This is a genomic window from Blastocatellia bacterium, assembly GCA_016713405.1.
GTDB lineage: Bacteria > Acidobacteriota > Blastocatellia > Chloracidobacteriales > JADJPF01 > JADJPF01.
In genome coordinates, this window is the sequence record JADJPF010000020.1 from 447,006 (window position 1) to 467,580 (window position 20,575).

General features: G+C 35.4%; 15 protein-coding genes. 6 read left to right on the top strand and 9 right to left on the bottom strand.

What is annotated here, in order from left to right:
- Positions 1–97: 97 nt before the first annotated feature.
- The 6 genes from IPK14_20260 to IPK14_20285 all read right to left on the bottom strand — a co-directional run bounded on the left by IPK14_20260 (position 98) and on the right by IPK14_20285 (position 8,143).
- A complete protein-coding gene (locus IPK14_20260; GenBank protein MBK7995620.1) occupies positions 98–601 on the bottom strand; it encodes a MogA/MoaB family molybdenum cofactor biosynthesis protein in 504 nt (167 codons plus the stop codon).
- 3 nt (positions 602–604) lie between these two features.
- Positions 605–1,837 (bottom strand): molybdopterin molybdotransferase MoeA, encoded by a 1,233-nt coding sequence (locus IPK14_20265; protein MBK7995621.1) that lies wholly within the window; start codon positions 1,835–1,837, stop codon positions 605–607.
- Positions 1,838–1,945: 108 nt separating this feature from the next.
- On the bottom strand, positions 1,946–4,708 hold the full coding sequence (locus tag IPK14_20270; GenBank protein MBK7995622.1) for a hypothetical protein: 2,763 nt from the start codon (positions 4,706–4,708) through the stop codon (positions 1,946–1,948).
- Positions 4,644–5,978, bottom strand: a complete 1,335-nt coding sequence (locus IPK14_20275) for a hypothetical protein (GenBank protein ID MBK7995623.1) — start codon at positions 5,976–5,978, stop codon at positions 4,644–4,646. The genes IPK14_20270 and IPK14_20275 overlap by 65 nt, the downstream gene beginning before the upstream one ends.
- A gap of 51 nt (positions 5,979–6,029) precedes the next feature.
- A complete protein-coding gene (locus IPK14_20280) occupies positions 6,030–7,778 on the bottom strand; it encodes a hypothetical protein (protein ID MBK7995624.1) in 1,749 nt (582 codons plus the stop codon).
- Between the two features lie 8 nt (positions 7,779–7,786).
- Positions 7,787–8,143, bottom strand: coding sequence for a hypothetical protein (locus IPK14_20285; protein ID MBK7995625.1), 357 nt, complete (start codon positions 8,141–8,143; stop codon positions 7,787–7,789).
- Positions 8,144–8,494: 351 nt separating this feature from the next.
- Between IPK14_20285 and IPK14_20290 the strand changes: the two genes are divergently transcribed.
- A complete protein-coding gene (locus tag IPK14_20290) occupies positions 8,495–10,645 on the top strand; it encodes a hypothetical protein (protein MBK7995626.1) in 2,151 nt (716 codons plus the stop codon).
- A gap of 115 nt (positions 10,646–10,760) precedes the next feature.
- Here IPK14_20290 and IPK14_20295 read toward each other — a convergent pair whose 3' ends face one another.
- Together IPK14_20295 and IPK14_20300 are read right to left on the bottom strand one after the other, a co-directional pair.
- Positions 10,761–11,555, bottom strand: coding sequence for a uroporphyrinogen-III synthase (locus IPK14_20295; GenBank protein ID MBK7995627.1), 795 nt, complete (start codon positions 11,553–11,555; stop codon positions 10,761–10,763).
- A gap of 14 nt (positions 11,556–11,569) precedes the next feature.
- On the bottom strand, positions 11,570–12,919 hold the full coding sequence (locus IPK14_20300; protein ID MBK7995628.1) for an FAD-dependent oxidoreductase: 1,350 nt from the start codon (positions 12,917–12,919) through the stop codon (positions 11,570–11,572).
- Between the two features lie 182 nt (positions 12,920–13,101).
- Here IPK14_20300 and hypA point away from each other — a divergent pair, with 182 nt between their 5' ends.
- Genes hypA through hypE form a run of 5 tightly spaced genes read left to right on the top strand, consistent with a single transcriptional unit; the run spans position 13,102 to position 16,613 of the window.
- Positions 13,102–13,449, top strand: a complete 348-nt coding sequence (hypA, locus tag IPK14_20305) for a hydrogenase maturation nickel metallochaperone HypA (protein ID MBK7995629.1) — start codon at positions 13,102–13,104, stop codon at positions 13,447–13,449.
- Positions 13,446–14,108: a hydrogenase nickel incorporation protein HypB gene (gene hypB, locus IPK14_20310; GenBank protein ID MBK7995630.1), complete on the top strand. Its 663-nt coding sequence runs from the start codon at positions 13,446–13,448 to the stop codon at positions 14,106–14,108. The genes hypA and hypB overlap by 4 nt, the downstream gene beginning before the upstream one ends.
- A 4-nt stretch (positions 14,109–14,112) precedes the next feature.
- The gene (locus IPK14_20315) at positions 14,113–14,355 is read left to right on the top strand and encodes a HypC/HybG/HupF family hydrogenase formation chaperone (protein ID MBK7995631.1); all 243 of its coding nucleotides are present in this window, start codon (positions 14,113–14,115) and stop codon (positions 14,353–14,355) included.
- 26 nt (positions 14,356–14,381) lie between these two features.
- Entirely contained in the window at positions 14,382–15,488 is a 1,107-nt protein-coding gene (gene hypD / locus IPK14_20320) for a hydrogenase formation protein HypD (GenBank protein ID MBK7995632.1), read from the top strand.
- A gap of 21 nt (positions 15,489–15,509) precedes the next feature.
- Positions 15,510–16,613: a hydrogenase expression/formation protein HypE gene (hypE, locus tag IPK14_20325; GenBank protein ID MBK7995633.1), complete on the top strand. Its 1,104-nt coding sequence runs from the start codon at positions 15,510–15,512 to the stop codon at positions 16,611–16,613.
- A 318-nt stretch (positions 16,614–16,931) separates the two neighbouring features.
- Here the strand turns inward: hypE and IPK14_20330 are convergent, their stop codons facing one another.
- The gene (locus IPK14_20330) at positions 16,932–20,546 is read right to left on the bottom strand and encodes a protein kinase (protein ID MBK7995634.1); all 3,615 of its coding nucleotides are present in this window, start codon (positions 20,544–20,546) and stop codon (positions 16,932–16,934) included.
- Positions 20,547–20,575: the final 29 nt, after the last annotated feature.

Sequence of the window (20,575 nt, forward strand, 5' to 3'; positions counted from 1 at the left end):
AAATTAAAAATGAAAACATCCAATTTTAGAATTTTATTCCATCCAAACCATCCAATTTTAAGTTTTGTGCTTTAGTTAGGAATAAAAATAGCAAAAACTAGCGTGATAACTCCCAAACCATATGATTTATTTCTGGTAAAATTAGTTTTTCTAATGCTAGTTTAACCGCTGCTGGTGAGCCAGGTATTGAAATAATAACTTTTCCTTGATAAGTACCAGCACATGCCCGCGACATAATCGCAGATGAGCCAATATCTAAATAACTTAAATAGCGGAAAATCTCCCCAAATCCTGTTAATCGTTTTTCAAGCATAGAATCAATTACATCAAAAGTGCGATCTCGGCGGGAAATACCTGTTCCACCATTAAAAATAATGGCTTGACAATTTTCTAACTTAGCTAGGTTTAATAACACTTCACGAATTTCTATTGGCTCATCTTTAACTATTTTGTAATGAATAACTTCATGACTATTTAAGACAAGTTGTTCTTTAATAATTTTTCCACCCATATCAGTTTCTACTGTACGAGAATCACTAACAGTAATAACTGCACAACTAACACATTTTTTAGCTTTTTCTTTATGTTCTGTATGACTCATAAATTAACCTCTAAAAATTTCTCCAATGACTAAAGCCTCTATTTCTTGGCCTTTTTTAACTTCTTTTATACCTTCTTCTAATATTACTAAAGCATTTGCCCCTAACATAGAGCTTAGTACACCTGAGCCTTGTTTTGCAGCTAAATGGGCATAAAAGCTGCCTTGATTGTAACGAATATTAGCACGTAAATAAGTACGACGATCTCCTTTTGAATGTGCATCTGCATCAAGAATTACTTTTATTTTAGGTGCGTCCCAAGGGGTAAGTGAGTTCATAGCTTTTTTTAAGGCTGGTTGGACAAAAAGTAGAAAAGAAAGCATGCTGGAAACAGTATTTCCTGGAAGTCCAAAATAGGGCTTTCCAGCTAATAACCCAAAAGCTAAAGGTTTGCCAGGTTTTATTGATACCCGCCAAAACCTTAAATCTGCTCCAAGTGACTCTAAAACCGCTTTTACATAATCATAATCTCCAACAGATACCCCACCAGAAGAAATAATAAAATCTGCTGCTAAAGCTTGCTCTATACTTGCTCGAATTTCTTTTTCATTATCTCTTGCTATTGGTTGAATTATGGGGATAGCTCCAACAGATTTAACTAATGTTGCTAAAGAGTAACTATTAGCATTAACTACTTTACCTGGGGCTACGGTTTCTTCTACTTCTACTAGCTCATCTCCTGTAGAAAGAATTGAAACAATGGCTTTTCTACTTACTTTTACAAATGGACGTTGAACAGATGCTAACACCCCAATTTCTGCTGCGGTTAATTTAGTCCCTTGTGTAATTAATAAATCTCCTGTTTTTAAGTCTTCTCCTTTAGATCGAATATGATCACCTGGCTTTGCTGCTTTATAAATTTTTACTAGCTCACCTTCACTTTTTGTTACTTCAACCATCACAACACTATTAGCCCCATCAGGTATTGTTGCACCCGTCATAATACGAATAGCTTCACCTTCACCAACTTGAGATTTAGCTAAATATCCTGCTGGTAAGTCTTCTATGACTTTTAATAATACAGGGTTGTCTATAGAAGCTTTTTGAGTATCTATTGCCCTAACTGCATAACCATCCATTGCCGAATTATCAGTTAAAGGTACATCCATAGGAACAGTAATATTTTCTACAATTACTCTATCTAAAGCTGATAACAAATCTACTCGTTCAGTACCTAGCGGTTTTATAGGTTCTAGGACTTTTGCTAAAGCTTCTTCAACGGTTAATAAATTAGTCATTAAGGTTTTTCTCCAAAAATTAAAATTACGTTTATCTTAAAATAAAATCAAAAAGGGTTCTGGAAAACTTCCAGAACCCTTTTGTTTATCTATCTTAGATAAAATAGATTATTTATTTTGGTTACGTCGGCGTTGACGTGAAAGCATTACTGCAAGTGGCAAGAAAATAATCGCAAATCCAACTGCTGGAGCAGCAGAGTTGACTCTATTAGGATCATTGCCTTCATTAGTAGCATTCTTAGCTGCTTCTGGTCGGACAAATTTCTTTGGCTTACCATTCTTAGCAGGATCGTCATTTACCTTAGTTTGTACTCTCTTAAGCATTTCCATAGGTACTGGGCCAGCACCACGACGGTTGAATACGGAAAGTTGATTACCACTTTCATCAACGCCACGGTCACGGTCTAAACCTTTGGAAAGAGCTAAAGCTTCGCCGGCTGTATGGTAGGTAGCAATAAGTTTTGGTCTTGGTCTTGGACTCCAACCATAAACATCTGGATTTTCATCTGGCCCAAATAATTGGACAACACGAAGTCCATGATGACCATCTGCTAAGTAAGCAAATGCACTATTAGCAACCATACCAACTTTAACATCATGTGTATCATTGATTTCACCATGTTCATTGAAGGTTTGATCTAAAACAGGTTCTTCAGGTTTGGTGACATCAATAATTGCTAAACCATCTTTACCTGCTGCTACATAGGCATAGGTACGAGCAATATAAAGTTTATGAGCATCTGCTAAAGGAACTACTACAGTATTCTTTTGTTTGTCTTTAACAACTTTTGGTTTAGCTAAATTAGAAACATTAAGAACTTTCAAACCATCTTTATCAGTTACAAAAGCATAACGGAATTGTACTGCAACATCATGTGGATGATGAATTCCATCTGCATCGCCTAATTCAGCAGTGATTTGAGGATTGGTTGGGTCATTAATGTCAATGACATATAGACCATGATCGGTTGATACATAAGCATATGTACCAGCAATTGTGACGTTTTGCGCGCCTTTTAATTTACCATCTGGATTGAAAACTTTCTTACCTTTATCAATAAAGTTATTACGGGTTTCACCATCTAGTAATGTACCAACAGGGCCAATTATAACGAAACCTTCTTCTGAGTCAGTACCATAGAGGAAAGCATACATTAAGTGAATTGGGCCTTCTTCATTTTCTGGGAAGCGTTTACGTGTTGGGTCAACGCCTAAAGTAGTTGGAGATGCAATTGAGGTTGCATTCTTACTACGAACATAGAATCTTTGACCTAATGGAGACACTGGAGCAGTAACAAAACGCTCGGAGAAGTCTTTAATGTCTACAGCATTAGTATCATAAACTCGGAAACCACCAGTACCATTAGCAGTATAGAGATATTCGCCTCTTAATTGTAAGCTACGAATTTCTGAACCATTAGCACGGTGTTCGTAAACATCAGTCTTAGGATTATCAAATCCTCCATGTTCACTCTTCTTAAGTTTCTTAAATTGCTCTGGATAAGCTAGTTCATGTAGTTTGCTACCAATTACGGCTTGTGGCTCCTCACGTTCTGTTACTGCAATAGCTTCAAAACCATGATGACCAGTTGCTACATAAACAAAGCGATACATAAAGTTAACAAGGTTTGTACCTTGTAGGTAAACTTGAGCAAGCCAAGCATTGTTGTTATTGTCACTAGAGATATGACATTCACTACATTTCTTGGTTTCTTCTGTTCTAACTGTATGAGGCACAAAGGTAGAGAAAGCTTGACCTGAGAAACCTTCACCAGAAATTGTTTGTTGTTGGCTATAAATCCAGTTACGTAAAGCGTTTTGTGAACCTACTAAGATTGCACAAGTTGAACGAACTGGAGCAATACGATGTCCACTTACTGTACTATCAATACCTAAGAAGAATATATCATCACGTAGGGTTTGATAGTTGTAGTTAGTAAAGTTACGGAAATTTTCTCTACTAGCAACTTTATTTTTTGTTTGATCTTCATAGTGGAGTAATGGTTTTTGTTTGTTAGCTTCCATTGGTAAATGGCAACCAAAACAACTAGTTGTCCAAGCAGTATGACAAGCATAACAAGTCATCTTGCTGTTAGAGTGGGCTAAAGTTTTAGCTTCATCAGCAGAATCTTTAGGTAATGCACCCCAACTACCACTACGAGTGTAAGTTTTAGCCATTGCAGATTCAGGATCGTAATCCTTATGTTCTGGGTCAATGGTATCAATTGTTTGCATTACTCTCCAACGCAAGCCTTTTGTCACCATTGAATTTTGATAAACGTCTCCTGTTGCTTTATCAACTTCAAAGAGTCTCTTACCAAAAGGAGTACGAATAGTAGCCATGTTAAAGCCATCTTTTTTATCAATGACTTTACCATTAAAGCGTCCTTGACCGGCTGCTGGGCCAGAAGTACGTAAATTAGCTTTAGAATAAATTGTACCGTGACAATCTATACAATCTAATTCAATTGCTGCACGACCTTCATCATAAAGATTACCATTACCGTGAGAATCATTACGGAAGTGACAATCTACACAGTGCATCCCTTTATCTAAGTGGATGTCACGCATTTGGACAACTTTCTTAAATTTTTCAGGGTCATCAAAACTGACTTTTTCACCTTTTTCATCTAACAAGTTGCCTTTAGAATCTTGTTTATAAACAGTACGGAATACCCAACCATGTCCGTGGAAATCAGCAAATTGAGTATGTTTGAGTTTTGGATTAACTTCTTTCCATAATTCCGCTAAAAACTGAGGGTCTTGTCCCCAAAGACCACGAACAGCAGAACCTTCGGGATTACGTTCACGAATGGCTTCTTTTTTGTTCTGGGCTAAGATTTTGTTCTTTAGGATACATATGTTCGCCATCAGTTTCGTTATCCCACCACATCATACCAAAGTAACCAAGTACCATATTACCACCTGGGTGGATATGGCAAATCATACATTGGCTAGAAGGGATACCATTTGTCATAGCATGCTTAATTGGATGACCAGATTCATTTTTAGCAATAGTTGGGTCTTCTGTTGCAGTATGTCCCATATTGCCAAACTTAGCAAATTCAGCAGAATGAATTGGGTCACGATCATTAGCATAAACTACGTGACAAGCAGTACAACCAGCACTTCGGAAATCGCCTGGTTGATCATTTGTACCTAAGAATGTAAGTAATGGATCAAGAAGTCGGGTTTTTTGTAACCCTTGGAAAGTTGGATCTGTACGTAATTTTGTACCAAAACCACGATCAGACAACTTAATATTTGGTTTGCCTGGATCTTCTAATGGATCAGGATCGCCTACATCTGAAGGTAGACCAACAAAAAGACTACCTCTTTCAAAAGCACGTAGAACGTTACCTGGTTGGGTAATTTCATAACGTGGTAATGGATTTAAGAATGGCAACACACCTTTAGTACGGGTTTCTTCAGGTGTTGGCATTGGAATAGTTTGGATACGTTGTGGTCGTCCATCTGGACTATAGCTTTCACCAAAACGAGTAGACTTAAATGGTACTGCACCATTGTTATAAAGTGCTGCTCCCCAAAGCATACCACCGTGAGTCATCATGCTTTTCTTTGAAGCATAAACTTCTTGTGGATGGCATTCTGAAGCACCACAACCAATAGATGCTACTCGTAAATCACCTGGATTAATAAAACGAATAAACTCTGGGCTTTCTCGGTTGAGTAAAGAGTTAGTTCGTTCAGGGTTACGAGAAGAATCACTATCTTTTTGAGGCTTATTTTTACCCCAAGCTTCTGGGAAGCGGGGTTGAACGTGAGCCTTATCTTTAACTTGATTATAGCTAGCTGAGCCTTTTGTATCACCTGCTGTGATTTCAAGCGTCGCATCGCCGCCGTGACAATCAACACAACCTATGCCTAATTCATGGTCTGAAGAAGCTTGGTGCATTGATTCTGAACCTTCATGACAGGATAGACAACCTTTAGCTTTAGGATCCTCTAAACGAGTTTTACCTCGTTTTTTGTACTGAGACTGAGCATTAATAGCAGTGTTAGCACTACTATCAGCGTCTGCAACACCCGGACCGGAACTGAAGGCGGCCACAATGGCGACCCAAGCAATCACAGCAATGCACACCACTTTGATGCGATTGTTACGAGTTTGCTGAGCCATATATTTCCTCATCTTCCTTAAAATTTATTGGACACTTGGTCCAGGATGAAATTAATAGTTAATCTTCACAGTAGCGAACACATTAAATAATGTTTTATTACCTGTTTCTCTACCACATTCTACTGGGCCGGCAGGCTTACAATTTTGGTCAAAAATAGAAGTAAAACCTGCGCCTGGTCTAAAAGCAGATACACCTGAGAAAATAACAATATTTTCAGTTAAAATTGGGCGGTATTTAAGTCCAGTGCTAAAGTCAACACCTAAGCTTTTTTCAATAAATGGTTGTCCTAAAGCTTGTTCTAAAGCTTGTGGAGCAGCAAAGCTTAAGAAATTAACATTGCTGATAACACGAAGTTTTTGTGTAATATCAAAGTCAGCACCAATATTATATAAATAAAGCCCTGGGTTAACGTGGTTTGCTTGTCCTTGAATCTTGCTTGAGCGAAGATCTGGAATCAAACTATGGGGGTTAGAAAGCTGTGTAGTTGTACCTAAGAAAGGTATTCCTACTTGGTTAAAGAAGCTAAATTCACCACCAGCAAAATTATTGTTATCTAAGATGTGGTCAAAACCTCTAGCCGTACCATCAGTTGGGTTACTATCACCAGAAGAATAAAGGAAAGAGGTACGAAACCGTTTCCAATCACGATCTACTGATAGTTCAACAGCAACTAATTGAGCATTAACATCTACTTTACGACCAGCCAAACCATTAAAATCATCTTCTCCAAGAACTTGATAAAATGCAGTGCTAAGATTTAAGCCACCACCAATTTTGTTTAACCATAGGAAACTTGGTAATCTTTCTCCAAAGTGACCATCAGAGGTAAAACCAAAATAATGGGTTCTAACTTTATGTGGAACTACTCTTCCAATGACTGCTGGACGAATTGGAAAACCATTATTGTCAACCTTACGATTAACACCATCATCACGGTTATAATGATAACTAAATTGAATAGTGTAGCCTTTCTTTATAGTATCTTGACGATAAAGGTTAGCTATTAATACTCTTTGTGCGCGTGAATCCAAGGTATTTAAGCCACTATTAGTGTCTTTTTCTAACATATCAAAGTAAGCAACATTATATTGGTAACGATTAGAAGCAAAATTACCAAATAATCTTGCTCCAAGGTTAGAATCATTAAAGATAAAACCTCGGAAATCGCTATTAAAATGTTGGATACCTGCACGAAATGAAGTTGTATCAAAGAACGGGCTATAACCGCCTTTGCTGCCTTTACCACGTAGGAATGGGAATATTTTAGTTGTATCACCTAAACGATATTCTCCATAAGCTTGTTGTAGAGCAACAATACCATCTCTACGAGTATTGCCTCGTCGAGGGTCAATTCTAAGGACTACATTTTCACGAGCATGGGCATAATTTATATTGAATATAACTTCAGCATGAATACGCCAATCAACAGGTTTAAAGTTAGCAGCACCTTTGAAGAAATCACCTTGGATAAAGAAGTTTTGGTTAAAGAGGAAAAGACCCCCGCGACCAAAAAACTCTCTACTATCAGGACGTTGTGCGCTAATGTCGCTAGGTAGCGGAATGCGTCTAGCACTTAAGAATGTTTCACTACCTAAGGTTAAAGTAAAGAACTTGTCTGTACCAAGGATTGGATAATCTCCTTTAAGTACATTCTGTCTATACGGGTTAAGTAAACTACCTTTGGTATAAGGATAGTTCGCTTTGGTTGGGTCACCGTGTCGATCCCATTCAGGGAAGCCGACTCGCCACCGATCATCAACAGGGATGAAATCTCCACTATCTTGTTCATCTGTTCTCATTGGGTTACTTACTCGAACAGCAGATTTGGGCCAACAAACCCAAGAGGTGGATCTTCTGCACCTGGTGGAGTAGGTGGAGGATTACCGCCAGAAGCGGGGCTATCGCCTCCAGAATCTACTTTCTTTTTAACGTCTGGCTCTTTTTCTGATGAAGCTTTCTCTGTTACAACCTTTTTTTCGTCCTTTTCATCACTGGCAACATTAATAACAGAGTTGCTAGCGACCAAATTAAACAAGGTTGGACTTGTTGAATTTGAAGAACTATTTTGTTGGCTACTTTGAGCAAAAACTGCGGTCAACAAAAAGCAAAAGACTATAGGCAGAGCAAACCCTCTCCAAACGATGTGTCGTTTACACATTTTCATAGTCCTACTTCCTATTAGAATGAAGAGTTTAACAAACTTAACTTAGTTCTAGTTTTTTATTCTATATAATTTTTATAAGCACTCGCTGACAGTCGCGTATTATAGGATCTTTAAAAAGCCTGGATTGCGGGATACTCGCCAATGGTAGCACAAAGAGAAAAGTACAAGCAAGTAAGCAAGGGTCGGAAAAATTCCTAAATTAGCAGATTTATTGGGCTAGACAAAAAACCAAGCAGCGTGCTATCTTAAACCCATTCACTGTCTCGCGTTATAAGGACCTGGAAGCCCTGCAGATACAAAAATAATTTTAATACTATATAAGTAAGAGTAATATCTTGCCGGAGGAAGATTATGGCAACCCAAAAAAAGAGATCCTTTTGGGGTCTGGTCTTGTGTTGTGGTCTAGTCTTGGCAATTTCAATGATTTGGGGTTATAAAAACCCTACCGCTAATACAAGTTCTGATCCTACGATAGATCGGGAAAAAACAGTATTAAAACCTGGCAAGAAGCAGCTAGTAATCGTTGGTCAAAATTTCGAGTCTAATATGTCCATAGAGATAGCAGGCAAGAAAGGAATTTTAACCAACGGCCAGGCTAACTTCCAAAATTCAAACACAATTATTATTACAGGAGTCAGTAAAACCGATTTTCCTGATGGTGTTGCAACCATAAAAATGCGTAACTCAAAAGGTGTTGAAGTCGCGGAAAAAGTAGCTGTTATTCCCAGTGTTATCGGGCCTAGTCCACTAACAGAAGCTGATATTAGGCAAATCATTGGTCAAGGTGTAGCACAAGCTCAAAAATTAGGTGTAGCAGCAACCTTTACAATCGTTGATCGTGAAGGCAACATTTTGGCTATTTACCAAATGAAAGGAGCTGCTAAAACTATAGTAGTTCGTGATGTTGGTAAACAAGGGGTACCTGGAAATCTACAAGGTTTAGAAGGTTTAGGTGGTTCAGTACTTCCTGGTGCTGTTCCAGCCATAGCAGCAACAATTTCCAAAGCAGGTACAGGGGCATTCTTAAGCACTTTTGGAAATGCTTTTAGTACTAGAACAGCAGCTTATATTATTCGTGAAAACTTTCCTCCTTTCATTACTAACTTAAGTGGTGGCCCACTCTTTGGAGTGCAAGTTTCCAGTTTAGGTTGTAGTGATGTAAAACAACCAGGTTTACCATTAGGTATGTCTGGAGACACTGGTGGCATACCAATTTACAAAGCTGGTATTCCTTCAGGTGGTTTAGGGGTTGAAATTAATGGCGAATATAACGTTGCATTAAATAGACCTGAAGATTTTGCAAAACGCATGGATCCAAATAACGAGCTATTTTTTAGAGAAGGAATAGAAGAAATTACTGCTTTTGCCGCTACTAGAGGCTTTGAAGCTCCAGATGGTATTACAGCAGATAAGATTTTTGTTAATGGTTTCCGTTTTGTATACCGAAGTGACTTTGATATTCCTGCTGTTCAAGCTGCATCTTTAAATGGAGTAGGTAATTTTTTACCAATTCCACCTTTAAGCACTAATCCAGCAGATGTACGTATTAGAACTAATGTTCCAACAGAATTTAGAGATATCACTTTACGTGGTAAATCTGTTCGTGTTGTACCTCGCTTTTTCCCATTTAAGAATGGTACTTTGTTAACTTCTTCTGATGTTGAACAAATTTTAGTCCAAGCTGTTACAGAAGCTAACCGAGTTAGAGCCGCTATTCGTCTTCCAAGAGACGCACCAGCAGAAGTTAATATGACTTGTGTTGATGTAAATGGACAAATATTAGGTATTATCAGCACTCCAGATGCACCTATATTTGGTTTTGACGTTTCAGCAGAAAAAGGTCGTGCTGCAACTTTATTTAGCCGTGCAGGTACAGATCAAATTCTTAATGCTGCTGGCTTAAATAAATATACAAGAGCCTTATTTGCTGAAGGTCTAAGATTAGATGGTTCATTTGCTTTTGCTGCTCGTTCTGTAGGGTTTATTCATCGTCCATTTTTCCCAGATGGAATTGATGGTGCTGCTGAAGGCCCACTTTCAACACCAATTTCTACCTTTAGTCCTTTAAACAATGGTTTCCAAACAGATTTCTTGTTACAAGGTGCTAATAAAAATCCAAATTACCAAGTTGGCAAAAATGACCTTTCTTTTGTAATTGGTAGAAGTATTGTAAATGTTTTAGCTGGTAAAGATAGAGATACTCAGTTTAAACAACAAAATAACTTCTGTGATCCTACTAATGGTAGATCTGGTACTAGCTTGCTAAATAGCACTGTAATGATTTTCACTGGCAGTAGCCCACTTTATAAAGGTGGAAGACTAGCTGGTGCAGTTGGTATTAGCGGTGATGGTATTGACCAAGACGATATCATTGGTTCTTTTGGTAGTGAAAATTTTGAAGCAAATCCAGAAATTAGAATTGACCGCTTCTTTATGCGTGGTATTCGTATACCTTTTACTAAATTCCCTCGTCACCCACACATTGGTGAAGAAGGTGATTAATTAGTTAAATTTAACTAATCAAAAATTAACCTAAAAGCCTGACATTGAAGAAATGTTAGGCTTTAGTTTATTAATGGGTAAAATTTTTCTAAGTGTTTAAACTGCAATCTGTTCTTTAAAAATAGTCTTTAATAGCTATTGCTAGTTCTATTGCATTAGACTGATTTGGGCAAATATCTACTTTTAAGCCAAAATCCTTAGCAGCTTTTGCTGTTACTGGGCCAATACAAGCTATAGAAATTTCTTTTAATAAATCTTTTAAGCTTTTTGGTGTTACTAATTCAGCTAAATTACTTACTGTAGATGGACTTGTAAAAGTAATTAGATCTATCTTTTCTCTGCTGAAAATATTTAGTAAATCTACTTTTGCATTAGCGGGAATAGATGTTTTATAAGCGGTAACTAAATCTACTTTTGCACCGATTTTTGCTAACTCCGTAGGCAAAATATCCCTCCCTATTTCAGCACGAGGAAATAAAAAATTACACTTAGACAATAAATCATTATTTTGATAATACTTTTGTAAACTGTCCAAAGCTCCTTCAGCATGAAAATTTGTAGGAATTAAAGTTGGAGAAATTTGAGCTTTTTCTAATGCCTTAGCCGTTGTTAAACCAACTACAAGTATTTTTAAGTTCCTTAAATCTGATAACTCAAAATTTAATTTTTCCATTCTAGCTAAAAATTTTTCTACCCCATTACGACTAGTAAAAATTACCCAATCATATCTATAGAGATTACTTAAAGCTTCATCAAGAGGGGAATAATCTTCTGGATCAATAATTTCAATAGTAGGGGAGTAAAAAACTTTAGCTCCATAGTTTTCCAATTGGATAACAAGCTCATCTTCCGCACGTTTTGCACGAGTTACTAAAATTCTTTTATTAGATAAAGGTTTTTCTAAAGACATAATAATTTCTTAACTTATTTAGAATCTTGTGTTTTGCGGGCAGTATAAAGTAGTGGTTCCCAAACAGGGGCAAAAGGTGGAGCATAACTTAAATCTAGTTGTAAGACATCTTCTATTCGTAATTTAGCGTAAAGAGCCGTAGCTATTACATCAATTCTTTTTGCTACTGATTGGTGTCCTAGCATTTGACCGCCAAGAAGTTTTCCTGTTCGTTCATCATAAACTAGGCTAGTGTAAATCTCTTCAGCACCTGGATAATAGCCAGCACGGGAAATAGAACGAGAAGAAATTTCTTTAGCTAAAAAATTAGCTTCTAAAGCTTGATTAAGTGATAAGCCAGTAGTAGCAACTTCTAGGTCAAAAATTTTTATTGCTTGTGTTCCAACAATACCAGCAAAACTAGCACGTCCCCCTACAGCATTAATTCCAGCTACTCGACCTTGTTTATTAGCTGTTGTACCTAAAGGTATATAACAGGGTTTATCTAAAACTAAGTGGTGTGCTTCTGCACAGTCCCCCGCAGCATAAACATTAGGAAAATTTGTTTGTTGATTGTTTTTAACAGCAATTGCTCCGCTTGCTCCAAGCCGGATATTAGTTGCTTTTGCTAAATTAACTGTAGGATTAACACCTATTGCAATAATTACTAGATCTGTGCTGATTGTTTGCGATTTTGTAATGACCTGTTCAACTTGGCTACGACCAACTATTGTTTGAATTGTCTCTCCAAGTATTACATTAACTTTTTGATTAGCTAGTTCTTCTAAAATTTTATCTTTTAGTTCACCATCGAAAGTATTAAGTAGTTGATTGGACTGATCAATAACAATTACCTCAAGACCTCTTGTCTTTAATGCTTCGGCCATTTCTAAACCAACATAGCCAGCACCTAAAATTACAGCACGATGAGGGCTAGCAATTTTTAAGTAATTATCAATAGCACGTGCTTCTGCCATATGACGCAAAGTAAAAACTCCTGGAAGTTTAGCACCTTCAACATTTAATTCTTTAGCTTTTGCACCTGTAGCCATAACCAGATAATCAAAAGAAAGTTTTTCCTCTTTTTTGTCAATTAAATTATTTATTTCTGCATACTGTGCTGAAAGATTAAGCCCTACTACGCTACTATTATTAAGAATTTTTATTTGATATTTTTTTTCTAAATCTTGTGGCTGATAACGGACAAGATGATCTAAGCTAGGGACTTGACCACTAAAAACATAAGGCATTCCACATTCAGAGTAAGAAACTTCTGCGCTACGTTCTAGAACTATAATTTCGGTGGTAGATGAAAAACGACGCGCCCAAGTAGCGGCTGTCATACCACCAGCGACCCCACCAATAATAAGCAACCTCTCTGACATTTAGCCTTACCTCACTTTTGGAACTATTACTTTTTGACAATGCTCAACATTTTAGCATAGACCAAACTGCTAGCGTGATTGCTTGGTGTTGATTAACTAGCACTAAATTTTTTGTTATAAATAACTTCTTGGAATTAAGGTTAATATAAAAAATAATTAAAATAATTATAAGGAGAGTTATTATTCACGAATTATCTATTGTTTTAAGCATCATAGAGATAGCAAAAGAAGAGGCTGAACGCCAAGAAACTAAACAGGTTCAAGCTGTTCATCTTAAAGTAGGGCAACTTTCTGGAGTTGTAAAAGAGGCTTTGCTTTTTTCTTATAAACTAGCTTGTGAAGGAACAATTTTTCAAACTTCACAACTGCTAATTGAAGAACTGCCTGTTATTGTATATTGTTATGTGTGCCAAGAAAAAAAAGAATTAATTTCTATTCAAGATTTTTCTTGTCCTACCTGCAAAACTCCTAGTTTTGAAATTCTACAAGGTAGGGAATTAGAAATTGTTGCCCTAGAGATCCAAACATGAATACACCAAGATTAGTTGAAGTTAGAGAAAAAGTATTAAAGCAAAATGATATTTTAGCCCGTGTTTTAAGACAAAATTTTAAGTTGGCGGGAGTTTTTGTAGCAAGTTTTGTTTCAAGTCCTGGTTCAGGAAAAACTAAACTGTTGGAAAAAACTCTTTCTGCTCTAAATAAAAAATATTCTATGGCGGTTCTTGTAGGGGATTTAGCTACAGATAATGACGCTGTAAGACTTGCTGCGACAAATGTTCCTGTTAAACAAATAATTACAGGAACAATTTGTCATTTAGATGCTGCAATGATTGATAATTCTTTGAAAGAATGGGACTTAAATAAACTTGATGCTTTATTTATTGAAAATGTAGGAAATCTTGTTTGCGCATCTAGCTATGATCTTGGTGAAGAGCTTCGCTTAGTCTTAATGTCTGTTACTGAAGGTGAAGACAAACCACTTAAATATCCAACTATTTTTAATACTGCTGATATAGCAATAATAACTAAGATAGATTTAGCGGAAGCAGTAGAGTTTGATTTTTCTTTAGCGCACAAAAACATCCAAGCTGTACGCCCAGGAATAAAAGTTTTTGAGTTATCTGCAAAAACTGGTGAAGGAATGGACAAGTGGTTAGAATTTGTTCAAGAAAACTTAAAAAAAGGTTAATTTTATGTGTTTAGCAATACCAGGAAAAATTATTGAATTTATTGATCTAGAAAACTCAATAGCAAAGGTTGAAATAGGTGGAGTAAAACGCAATATTAACACTGCATTACTTGATCCAACAGAAATAAAAATAGGCGATTATGTTTTAATTCATGTTGGTTTTGCTATGAATAAAATTGATGAACAGCAGGCACAAGAAACTTTAAAGCTTTTACAAGAATTAGGCGAATATGAAATAGATGAATAAAAAACTAATAATTTAAGGTAATAATTATGAAATATATAGATGAGTATAGATCAGGAGAATTAGCTAAAAAACTAACAGAAGAAATTGCTAAAATATCAAATAAAAAATTAAGCATAATGGAAATTTGCGGTGGTCATACTCATACAATTTTTAAGTATGGAATAGAAGATTTATTACCTCCAAATATAAATATGATTCATGGGCCTGGCTGTCCTGTTTGCGTAATCCCTCTTGGTAGAGTTGACGATGCAATATCAATTGCTTGTAGCCCAGAAGTTATTTTTACTACTTTTGGGGACACAATGCGTGTGCCAGGGTCAAAAACTAGTTTGCTAAATGCTAAAGCTGCTGGTGCAGATGTACGAATGGTTTATTCGCCACTTGATGCACTAAAAATAGCTAAGAAAAACCCTGATAAATCAGTAGTATTTTTTGCAATTGGTTTTGAAACTACCACACCATCAACGGCCATGACTGTTTTACAAGCTGCTAAGGAAGGAATAAAGAATTTTAGTATTTTTGCTAATCATATAATGGTTGTACCAGTGCTTAAAGCTTTGTTAGAGTCGCCAGACCTTAAGCTAGATGGTTTTATTGGCCCTGGGCATGTTTCTACGGTGATAGGAACAAAACCTTATGAATTTATTGCTAATACATATAAAAAGCCAATTGTAGTTTCTGGTTTTGAGCCGCTAGATGTTTTACAGTCTATTTATATGGCAGTAAAGCAAATAATTAAAAATGAAGCAAAAGTAGAAAACCAATATGGGCGAGTAGTTACAGAAAATGGAAATCAAAGGGCAATAGATGCTATTTCAGAAGTTTTTGAACCTAGGGAATATTTTGAATGGCGTGGTTTAGGGACAATTGCTTATAGTGGTTTAAAATTACGTAAAAAATATGAAGAGTTTGATGCTGAACTTAAATTTCCAATAGCTAATTTCCAAATTGCAGATCCAAAAGCTTGTCAATGTGGAGAGATCTTAAAAGGCGTAAAAAAACCTTGGGAATGTAAGATTTTTGGGACAGCTTGCACACCTGAAACACCTATTGGATCTTGTATGGTTTCATCTGAAGGGGCTTGTGCTGCTTATTATAATTTTGGTCGGCTTTCAAAAATTGCTCAACGATAGGGAGTTAAAAATAAATATAAAATGACGGAAGATTTTACGCCGCTATTTCAGAGTATAGAAATAGCTAGAAGAAAAAAAACAAAAATAAAAGATAGTATTATTACCTTAGCGCATGGTAGTGGAGGCAAAGCTACACATGAGCTAATAAACGGCTTATTTTTAGAATATTTAAGTAACCCTATTTTAGAAAAACTTGAAGACCAAGCCACGCTTGAAATTAATAGCCCAAACTCTAAAACAAGACTTGCATTTACAACAGATTCATTTGTAGTTGACCCGATTTTTTTTCCCGGTGGAGATATTGGAAAACTTGCTGTTTATGGAACTGTAAACGATTTAGCAATGAGTGGAGCAACTCCGCTTTATCTTTCAGCAAGCTTTATACTAGAAGAAGGTTTTCCAATTAAAGACTTAAAACAAATAGTTAAATCAATGCAGGAAGCTGCACAAGAAGCGCAAATTCAAATAGTTACAGGTGACACAAAAGTTGTACAAAAGGGCAGTGCCGATAAAATATTTATTACTACTTCAGGAATAGGAATTATTGATTTGCCCCTACAGATTTCTTCTACACAAGCGCAGGTTGGAGACAAAATAATAGTAAGTGGAACAATAGGAGATCATGGAACAACTATTTTAATTGCACGGGGAGAACTTGAGCTTGAAGCTGAAATTAAAAGCGACACAGCACCGCTAAATTTACTAGTTAAAGATATGTTGGATGAAGTCTTGCAAATAGGAAATTTAGAAGCAATTCATTGCTTACGTGATCCAACTCGCGGAGGTATTGCAACAACATTAAATGAAATTGCTTTAAGCTCTAATAAATACATAGAGATATACCAGAAAAATATCCCAATTTGTGAAGAAGTTAATGGAGCATGTGAAATTTTAGGACTTGATCCTTTGTATGTAGCTAATGAAGGGAAATTAATTGCTATAGTCTCAAATGATGTTGCAGAAAGGCTTTTAGAGCGAATAAGAGAAAATCCTCTAGGTAAAGATGCTGCAATAATTGGAGAAGTCAAAGCAGAGCCTAGCGCGATAGTAGCCTTAGTAACGAATTTTGGTAGCACAAGAGTAGTAGATATGCTTGTAGGGGAACAATTGCCCAGGATTTGTTAGTACACTGTAAACTAAATATTCTGATATTTTAATCTTAAGCCCAAGCGGGGCGATAGATATGTAGCGTAGAGTTTTAACCCTACGTATGATAATGAGCAATTCCCAAAAGCCCCAACGGGGCGACAGAGTATTTTCTTAGCATTAAAAGACTATGTCGCCCTTACAGGGCTTAAAAAGACTTAATTATTATTTCCTAGGGCTTGCGCCCTAGGCTACAGTTATTTCGCCCCTCTGGGGCTTAAGAGTTAAGAATACAAAATTGCTATATTACTTAGTTTACACTGTAGTTAGTAGTAAAATACAATATATAAAAAACACTTATTTTTTAGTATTTAGAATAGTTTTTTTCTCAAATGAATCACTTGTTGAAGCTGAATTAAAATTAAAAAAAGGAGTTTGTGCAGAGATTATTTTAGTAGTTAGATCGTTAGAGGATTCATTACTTATTGATATTTCATCTGTTTGTGGGTCATTCGTTTCATCTAACAAATGCTTAAAACCAACCACACAAGCAAATTTTTCAGCTAATTCTTTAGTAGTTGGACGTTCATTAGGATTTTTTGCTAAGGCTTGGAAAATTACTTTTTCTACTTCAGGTGAAATTTTAGGGTTTTGCTCTGTCATTGATCGAGGAGTTTCAGTTAAATGTAAAGATATTATTGACCAAAAATCTTCTTTACTTGCTTGAAAAGGAGGGTGTCCTATAAGTAATTCGTAAAGCATTACACCTAAACTATAAACGTCAGCTTTTCCATCATAAGGCTTACCACTTAATCTTTCAGGAGCCATATAAACAGGTGTTCCAATAATGCAACCAGCTTCTGTTAGTGTATCGACCTTATTGCTAGCAGCATCTCCTAAAAGTTTAGCAATCCCAAAATCTACTACTTTAACTATTTCTCCATTTGCTCCTTTATGCAAAAAGATATTATCTGGCTTTATATCTCTATGAATAATGCCTGCGCTATGAGCTTTTGAAAGAGCATTGCAGACAGGTAGTAGAATTTCTACACAGCGTTCTAAGGAAAGAGTCCTTTTTTTAGTTAGCTCTTTTTCTAATGTGCGTCCTTTTAGTAATTCCATCACCAGGTATGGAATACCTGCTGCGGTTATTCCTGAATCAAGAATTGAAATTGCATTTGGATGATTAACTCTACAAGCAGATACTCCTTCCATTTGAAAGCGTTGTAGAGCTTCTTCTGTGACATTATTATCTATTGGGCGAAACACTTTCACAGCTACTTGATGGCTAAGATTTAGGTGTGTTGCTTGAAAAACTATTCCAAAACCACCGCTGCCAATTTTATCTTCTAGACGGTATTTGTTGTCTAAAATAGAGCCTGGCAAAAGCTCCGATAAAGCAGAAAATATAGTTTCTATTTTTTTGTTTGATTGTAGTAATTCTTCCTTAGATTTAACAAGCTCTTCATTCTTTTTATTTAATTCATCATTTTTTTTATTTAACTGTTCATTTTTTGATTCTAGCTCATTCTTTTGTGAAAGAACTTCATTAGTTCTTTCTTTTACTACTAGTTCTAATTGTTCTTTTTGTAGCTCTATTTTTCTAATTCTATAAGCATAAAATCCATATACTAGTGTTACTATAGTAAGAAATGACAAACTTAAAAACCAAAATTGTAGCCAAAAAGGTTTTAGAATTTCAATTTGTAAGGTTTTAACCTCGCTTGGTAATCCATTTTTATTTAATGCTTTAACCTTAAATAAGTATTTTCCTGGGGTTAAATTAGGATATTTAGCAATTTTTTCTTTGGTAGTTATCCAGTTTTTATCAAATCCTTCTAATTGATATTGATAAGAAATTAAGTCTTCATTTATAAAAGATATACCTAAGAAATCAAACTCAAAACTATTTTCAAAATAAGGAAAAGAGATTAGTTTATTTTCTAGTAGTTGGGAGTATTTTTCATATGCTAAAAGCTTTTGATCTAATCGAATAGCTTCAATTTCAATTGTAGGAGGTGTTTTAACTTGATAATCAAGAGAAGGAATATATTTTTTTAACCCAAATTCAGTAGCAAACCAAAGATTATTTTCTTTGTCTAACATTAAAGATCTAACATCAGAACTTTTTTGAGATGTTCCATCATTATAGTTATAATTCTTAAACTTACCATTAACAAACCTATCAACGCCTCTAGCCGTAGCAATCCAAAAAATACCTTTAGGCATTTCTAAAATTGTATAAGTAATATTGCTAGATAAACCATCTTTGGTAGTATATTGGGTAAAAGTTTTGCTATCCCACTTAAACAAACCAGAATTATCACTACTAAACCAAATATTTCCTAACGAGTCTTCATAAATATTTTGTACTCGTTTAGCTGGTAAACCTTCTTTTGTAAAGTAATGCTTAAAAGTAGGTGAACTATCTAAGCCAAGTGTGATTTTTATTGCTCCTTCATTTGCTCCTACCCAAATATTTCCTTTTGAATCAGTATTTATAAAAAGAAATCTGGTCTCAGGGAAATTTACAGTTGTGTTACTACTGTAAATTTTGATAGTTTGTCCATTATAGCAAATAAGTTCTGCGGCATAGGTTGTAATCCATATTTGGCCTAAATGGTCTTCGACTAAACTAAATGCTCTGTTAACTTTGTCTTTTGCTTCTAGGCTAACTACTTTTTTAAGAGATATTTTTTCTCCTTGACGCTGTTTTTCAAAAGCATAAACCCCATTTAATTCTTGTACTACCCAAATTCTTTCTTTGCTATCAATAAATACGGAATTAGTGTTGTTACCTAGCGTAGAGTCCGAATTAGATAAGATTATAGCTTTATTATTTACTAGTAAATTTACGCCTTTATGAGTAGCTATCCAAATATCACCATCTTTATCTTGGACAGTTTTATAAATAGTATTAGAAGATAGTCCAGTTGCAATATCATAACTAACAAATTTTTCACTTGTTAATTTACTTAAGCCATGATGAGTACCAAACCATAAATTATCTTCTCTATCTAATAAAATAGGGTTCATATTGTTATGAACTAGTCCATTTTGTTCTTGAAAAATTTGTAGGATTTTTAATTTATCAACTTGAGTAGGTTCTAAAGATTTTTCTAGTGTAAATTTAATTACGCCATTATAAGTAGTAGCCCAGTAGTTGCCAGCTTTATCTTGAAGTATCTTAAAACATAAATTAGAAGGTAGTCCGTCTTTTTCTGTAAATAATTGTGTTTTAGTAACAATTTGATCTTTAAAAACAACTTGCAAAATTCCTGATTCTTGAAATAAGAGCCAAAAATCTCCTAGTGTGTCCTGATAAATACCTCTAATTAAATTATCATTTGATAAAATGCCATTTTTATTGTCATAAATTTTGTAAGTAGAAGAAGTTATATCTAATTTAATAAGACCTTGGTTACTACCAACCCAAAGATTATGGTTAGGGTCTTTATAGCCACAACGAAAACGCATTTGAGGGTTTGAAGGAAGATTAGGAAAAAGACTAAATTGTTGACCATCAAATTTAATAATTCCTGTTTTTCCAATAAAAAAGAGTTGGTTATCTTTTTCTAAAATATTTGCAATTGCTCCAACATCAGGAATATCTAGTAGTTGGGTAAATTTTTCCTTACCCTCCTTAATTTCTAATTTTGTAATACCTGTTTCTGTACCAATCCAAAAAAGATTATCAAATTGTTGGTAAATTGTATAAATTCGGTTATTAATTAGCCCATCATCAGTAGTGTAATTCTTAAATTTAACTCCATCATAACAACTTACTCCATCTCCTGTACCTATCCAAATTTTTCCAGATTTATCTTGTAGTAGGTCTATAACTAGATTGTTGGCAAGTCCATCTTGAGTTGTATAATTGCGGAAATTATATTTTTGGGCAAAAACTACCAGGTTTAAACAAGCAAAAAAAATATATAAAAAAGTTACAAATAGAGAAAACTGCTTAGTCATAACTGCTTTATTACTTATAGGTTAAAATT